The organism is Oleiagrimonas sp. (assembly GCF_027858935.1).
Lineage (GTDB): Bacteria > Pseudomonadota > Gammaproteobacteria > Xanthomonadales > Rhodanobacteraceae > Oleiagrimonas.
The window spans coordinates 1-6,055 of sequence record NZ_JAQIBU010000098.1 but is presented as its reverse complement, the minus strand read 5'-3'; the positions used below and the strand labels follow the sequence as shown (position 1 = coordinate 6,055).

Here is a 6,055-nt window from a genome sequence, read left to right as displayed (position 1 = left end):
CTGCCCTCGCTGCGCCAGCGCTTGAGCAGGTCCACTTGCAGCAGGCTCATCGGATCGACATACGGGTTGCGCAATCGGATCGAGATCGAAAGGCGGCGGTCATCGGTGAGCAGGCTGTCCGCGCGACGAAGCTGGAGCAACACCTGCACGGTACGCTCGAACTCGCTGCGGATGCGCGGGAAGAAGTGTTCGTGCAGCTCTCCGGACAGTTCCGAGAAGGCCTCGGCGATATCCAGGTCCGCCTTGGCCAACACCATCTCCACGTCGTCGATCAGCGTGGCCAGGAATGGCCAGTCATGGGCCATTTCGGTCATCGCCTCCAGGCCAAACTCTTCCACGCCGCGTGTCAGCGCGCTGCCCAGCCCATACCAGCCGGGCATGATGGCGCGACACTGGGTCCACGAAAACACCCACGGGATCGCCCGCAGATCCTCCACACCGCGCATGTCGCGTCGACGCGATGGGCGCGAACCCAGGGTCATGCGCTCGATCACGTCGATCGGCGTGGCGGTGCGAAAATACGGCACGAACTGCGGGTCACCAACCAGCTCCCGATAGGCTTCGCGGCTGTAGCCGGCCAGCTGGGTCATGCGTTTGCTCCACAGTTCCTCGCGCGGCTCGGGTTCGCGCGGACGCAGGCTGGCGCGTAGCGCAGCACCCACCGTCTGTTCCAGGTTGCGCAGCGCAAGCGCGCGGATGCCGTACTTGCGATGGATCACTTCGCCCTGTTCGGTCATGCGCAAGCGGCCCGCCACGCTGCCACGCGGCGAGGCCATCAGCGCCGGGGTGATGCGCGAACCGCCGCGGCTGGCCGAGCCACCGCGGCCGTGGAAGAAGGTCAGCTGGATGCCGGCTTCGCCAGCCACGTCCAGCAATTCCGCCTGGGCGCGCTGCAAGCCCCAGCGCGCGGCCAGAATGCCACCGTCCTTGCCGCTGTCGGAATAGCCCAGCATGATCAGCTGGCTGTCGCCGCGCGCGGTCAGGTGCGCGCGGTATACCGGGTCCTTCAACAGGGCGCGCAGCGTGTCGGGACCATTGCGCAGATCGTCCACGGTCTCGAACAGAGGCGCCACGTCCAGCGGCACGGCACCACCGTCGTCGGTAAAACCGCCATAACGTGCCAGAGCCAGCACCGCCAGCACGTCAGCGGCGGACTCGGCCATGGAGATGATATACGGCCCGGTGGCGGCCACGCCGTAACGCTGGCGCGCATCGGCGAGGGTTTCGAACACGGCGCGCAGGGACTGTGCGGTCTCGTCGTCGCAGGCCTCGAATGCCTGGTCGCCGGACGCCAGCGCGCGCAGGCGCTCGGCGCGGTCGCGCTTGTCGCGCTCGCTCCATCCGGCATCATTGAGCAAGGCAGCCAGCGCATCGTTGTGCACGCGCGAATCCTGGCGCACGTCCAGCCGCGCCAGGTGGAAACCAAAGGTGTTCACCCGCCACAGCAGGCGTCGCACCGCGAACAGGCCCGCGTGATCGCCATTGTGCTGCTTGAGGCTGGCCGCGATGCAGGCAACGTCAGCCTCGAACCCGTCGGCATTCGGATAGCCCGCCGCGTGATCGTCCAGGGTGGCGTTCAGACGCGCGCTCATCAGGCTCAGCAGGCAGCGGTAGGGCATGTCGCGATGCCGCGGACGGATCTGCGCGGCCTGATCGGGAAACTGTTCGTGATAGGCATCCAGGCGCTGGCGCAGGTCCGCGCTGACGTGAACGCGATCCTCGGTCTGACTGAGCGCGCGCGCCAGATGCGCGCATTCTTCGATGTAACGCTCCAGCACCATCGCGCGTTGGGAACGCAGGGTCTCGGCGATGGTATCGGCGCCTACGTTGGGGTTGCCGTCCATGTCCCCTCCCACCCAGGAGGCGAAGCGCAGCAGGCGCGGCAGCTCCGGTGACTCGCCGTACACCTTGGCGATCTCGCGCTGCATGGATTCGTAGAACACCGGCAAGACGCGATACAGCGAGCCGGTCAGATAGAAACTCACATGATCGAACTCGTCCTGCACGCTGGGGCGTACCGGCGAGGCTTCGGCCGTCTGCCACCCGGCCGTCAGGGCCATGCGCATGCGCGCGGCATCGGCCTCGCGCTCGGCAGGCGGACGACTGGGATCGAAATTGGCGATCAGGGTCTGCACGATCGCCTGTTCCTTCTCCAGCAGCGAACCGCGCACGGCTTCTGTGGGATGGGCGGTGAATACGGGTTCGACGTCGAGACGGCCGATCCATTCCATCAGTTCATCGGCACCGACGCCCCGCTGTTTCAGGGCTTCAAGCACGTCGGCAAGGGACTCTGGCTGCGCCGTGGCACCGGCCAGCTGGTAGTCCCGGCGGCGCCGGATACGATGCACGCGCTCGGCCACGTTGACCATCTGGAAATAGGTCGCAAATGCTCGCGCAAGAGCCTCGGCTGCGTGCGGCTCCAGGCCGGCAAGGTTGCCGGCAAGGCCGCTGATGCCGGCGCCGGATTCACGCCGCCGGATCGCGGCGGTGCGTACTTTCTCGACGCGGTCAAAGAAAGCCTCACCTCCCTGCTCGGCCAGCATGCGCCCGACCAGCGCGCCCAATTGGCGTACATCGTCGCGCAGCGGTCCGTCATGTGGGGGGAAATCGATGTTGCGAAGGTCGTCCGAATCAGCCTGATGGATCATGCATCCTCCTGTAGGTCACCCGGACATCATACGCAAGAACGGGTTAGAAACTTCTGAACGTGGCCTGCCCAGAGGCCATGAGGTCCAGAGTTTTCGCGCTTCAGTCATCATCCGACAGCTCCTTGCGCACGTATTCATCCACGTATCCGCAAGAAGCGATATAATGGAACATCCCATTCTTGGCCGAGGGGCGTTGCATCTCGTCCCGGTCGATTTTCCGGAAGCACCGGCGAACCGCCCGGATCGAGTCAGGCTCGGCAACCTCAGCAACTGCGCCCGTCTCAACTTTGCCTGGAGTCGTACACATGAACGCCGTCGCCAAAGACGCTAGCAAGCCTGATTACAACGTCCGCGATATCGCCTTGGCCGAGGCCGGTCGCCGCCGCATCCGCATGGCCGAGCAGGAAATGCCCGGGCTGATGTCGATTCGCGCCAAATATGCGCCGGACAAGCCGCTCAAGGGCGTGCGCCTGTCCGGTTCGCTGCATATGACCAAGGAAACCGCGGTCCTGATCGAGACCCTGACTGAACTCGGCGCCTCGGTGCGCTGGGCCTCGTGCAACATTTTCTCGACCCAGGACGACTGCGCCGCGGCCATCGCCGCCAGCGGCGTGCCGGTATTCGCCTGGAAGGGCGAGACACTGGAAGAGTACTGGCAGTGCACGCTGCAGATGCTGACCCATCCGGACATGCAGGGTCCCGAGCTGATTGTCGACGACGGCGGTGACGCGACCCTGCTGATCCATCACGGCCTGGACATGGAAAACGGTTCGGACTGGGTCGACCAGCCCGGCGCCAGCACCGAGGAGCAGGTCATCAAGAACCTGCTGAAGAAGACCCGCAGCGAGCGCCCGGGCTTCTGGAAGACCGCCGCCGAAGGCTGGAAGGGCGTGTCCGAGGAGACCACCACCGGCGTGCACCGCCTCTACCAGCTGGCCGAACAGGGCAAGCTGCTGGTGCCGGCGATCAACGTCAACGACTCGGTCACCAAGAGCAAGTTCGACAACCTGTACGGCTGCCGCGAGTCGCTGGCCGACGGCATCAAGCGCGCCACCGACCTGATGGTCGCCGGCAAGGTCGCTGTGGTGTGTGGCTACGGCGACGTGGGCAAGGGTTGCGCGCACTCGCTCAAGGGCTTCGGCGCTCGCGTGATCGTCACCGAGATCGATCCCATCAATGCCCTGCAGGCGGCGATGGAAGGCTTCGAGGTGACCACGGTCGAGCAGACCCTGGGTCGTGGCGACATCTACGTCACCACCACCGGCAACAAGGACATCATCACCCTCGACCACATGAAGGCGATGAAGGACAACGCCCTGGTCTGCAACATCGGCCACTTCGACAACGAGATCCAGGTCGAGAAGCTGCAGCAGGCCAAGGACATCAAGCACGAGAATATCAAGCCGCAGGTGGACCGCTTCACCTTCACCAACGGCAACAGCATCTACCTGCTGGCCGAGGGACGGCTGGTGAACCTGGGCTGCGCGCATGGCCATCCCGCGTTCGTGATGTCCAACAGCTTCTCCAACCAGACGCTGGCACAGATCGACCTGTGGGCCCACAAGGACAGCTACGACAAGCAGGTCTACCGCCTGCCCAAGCAGCTGGACGAGGAAGTGGCTCGCCTGCATCTGGAGCAGATCGGCGTGAAGCTGACGAAGCTGACCCAGGAACAGGCCGACTACCTCGGCGTGCCGGTGGACGGCCCGTACAAGCCGGACCATTACCGCTACTGATCGATCTTTCCGTCCGCACAATACAGGGCATCCCGACGCAAGTCGGGATGCTTTTTTTTAGGTTCTTCACCCAACTCCGGGGAATGCCGGGCGGATCTTGAGGAAGAACCAGGCATCCTCGCGGTAGCCATAGGCCACGCGCTTGGTGACCTTGATTTCCTTATTGATGCCCTCGACCAGGTTTGTGCCCAACGACCATCGGCAGAGCCGTAGCCCGGATAAGCAAAGCGCATCCAGGAAACCCTTGCATCCAGGCAAACCATGCAGGACCGTTCCCCGGCCCATCCCGGATGCGACCGCAGGGAGTGCCTGTGGTGCGACCGAAGGGAGTGCCTGTGGTGCGACCGAAGGGAGTGCCCGTGGTACCACCGCAGGGAGTGCCCGTGGTACGGCCGGAGCCTTATCCGGGCTAGCACGCTTTAATTCAGAGCTGTCGTTCCACGAACCAGTGCTCGGTACGGTTGACGATACGCACCACCGAAAGCATCACCGGAACTTCCACCAGCACCCCGACCACGGTGGCAAGGGCGGCTCCCGAGCGCAGCCCGAACAGACTGATCGCCGTGGCCACGGCCAGCTCGAAGAAGTTGCTGGCACCGATCAGCGCCGACGGTCCGGCCACGCAGTGTGGCACGCCCAGCTTGCGGCTGAGCGCATACGCCAGTCCGGCGTTGAAATACACCTGGATGATGATGGGCACCGCCAGCATCGCGATGATCAGCGGCTGGCGCAGGATCGCCTCGCCCTGGAATCCGAACAACAGCACCAACGTGGCCAGCAGGGCGCCGGTCGACAACGGGTCGATGCGTTCAAGAACCCGTTCCAGCGTGGCAGCATCGTGGCGTTGCAGCAGAAACCGGCGCCACAGTTGCGCGACAACCACCGGCACCACGATGTACAGCAACACTGAAAGCAGCAGGGTTCCCCATGGCACCTGGATCGAGGCCACGCCCAGCAGCAACGCCACGATCGGGGCAAAGGCCACGACCATGATGGTGTCGTTCAGAGCCACCTGCGCCAACGTGAAGTGCGGTTCGCCATTACACAGCTTTGACCACACGAACACCATGGCGGTGCACGGCGCGGCCGCCAACAGGATCAGGCCGGCGATGTAGGCGTCATGTTCACCGGCCGGCAGCCAGGCCGCGAACACGTGTCGCACAAACAGCCAGCCCAGCAGCGCCATCGAGAACGGCTTCACTGCCCAGTTCACGAACAGCGTGATGCCGATGCCGCGTACCTGGCGGCGCACCTCGAGCAAGCGGGCGAAATCGATGCGCAGCAGCATCGGCACGATCATCAGCCAAACCAGAACGGCCACAGGCAGGTTGATCTGCCGGACCTGGAGCCGTGCCAATACCCCAACTGCACTCGGGAAGGCATGCCCCCATGCGATTCCAGCCACGATGCACAGCAGCACCCACACGCTCAGATAGCGTGCGAAAAACGCGATGCGGACTGGTGGCCGGACCTGGGGCGACTTGCTGTTCATGTCGGATCCACCGTGTTGCCGATGGCGGCAAGCGCAGCATGGATGTCCCGCTTGTCGAGGTTTTCGATGGGCAGGGCCAGCAGCAATTCCACCCGTCGGCGCAGCATGGTCCAGGCTCGCAGGTAGGCGCCTGTTCGCGTGTCCTCGTTACCCTGGACGGCTGCCGGATCGGGTATGCC

Annotated in this window: 3 protein-coding genes, 2 pseudogenes and 1 riboswitch; of the genes and pseudogenes, 1 reads left to right on the top strand and 4 read right to left on the bottom strand. The window is 64.5% G+C overall.

Going from position 1 to position 6,055, the window contains the following annotated elements; all coding sequences use genetic code 11:
• Positions 1-2,648, bottom strand: a 2,648-nt coding sequence (gene ppc / locus PF446_RS03820) for a phosphoenolpyruvate carboxylase (RefSeq protein ID WP_298069910.1), incomplete at its 3' end; no start/stop codon positions are given.
• A 179-nt stretch (positions 2,649-2,827) separates the two neighbouring features.
• A riboswitch (S-adenosyl-L-homocysteine riboswitch) is annotated at positions 2,828-2,933 on the top strand.
• 20 nt (positions 2,934-2,953) lie between these two features.
• Here ppc and ahcY point away from each other — a divergent pair.
• Positions 2,954-4,384 (top strand): adenosylhomocysteinase, encoded by a 1,431-nt coding sequence (gene ahcY / locus PF446_RS03815; protein WP_298069908.1) that lies wholly within the window; start codon positions 2,954-2,956, stop codon positions 4,382-4,384.
• 66 nt (positions 4,385-4,450) lie between these two features.
• Here ahcY and PF446_RS03810 read toward each other — a convergent pair.
• The 3 genes and pseudogenes from PF446_RS03810 to PF446_RS03800 all read right to left on the bottom strand — a co-directional run.
• Positions 4,451-4,588: pseudogene (locus PF446_RS03810) on the bottom strand (transposase); the annotation flags it as partial.
• A gap of 220 nt (positions 4,589-4,808) precedes the next feature.
• Positions 4,809-5,876, bottom strand: a complete 1,068-nt coding sequence (gene arsB / locus PF446_RS03805; protein WP_298069905.1) for an ACR3 family arsenite efflux transporter — start codon at positions 5,874-5,876, stop codon at positions 4,809-4,811.
• Positions 5,873-6,055: pseudogene (locus PF446_RS03800) on the bottom strand (arsenate reductase ArsC); the annotation flags it as partial. The gene arsB and the pseudogene PF446_RS03800, both read right to left, overlap by 4 nt.

Excerpts from the sequence above, each read along its gene's own strand:
- arsB (WP_298069905.1), bottom strand. The coding sequence starts at position 5,876 with ATGAACAGCAAGTCGCCCCAGGTCCGGCCACCAGTCCGCATCGCGTTT.
- ahcY (WP_298069908.1), top strand. The coding sequence starts at position 2,954 with ATGAACGCCGTCGCCAAAGACGCTAGCAAGCCTGATTACAACGTCCGC.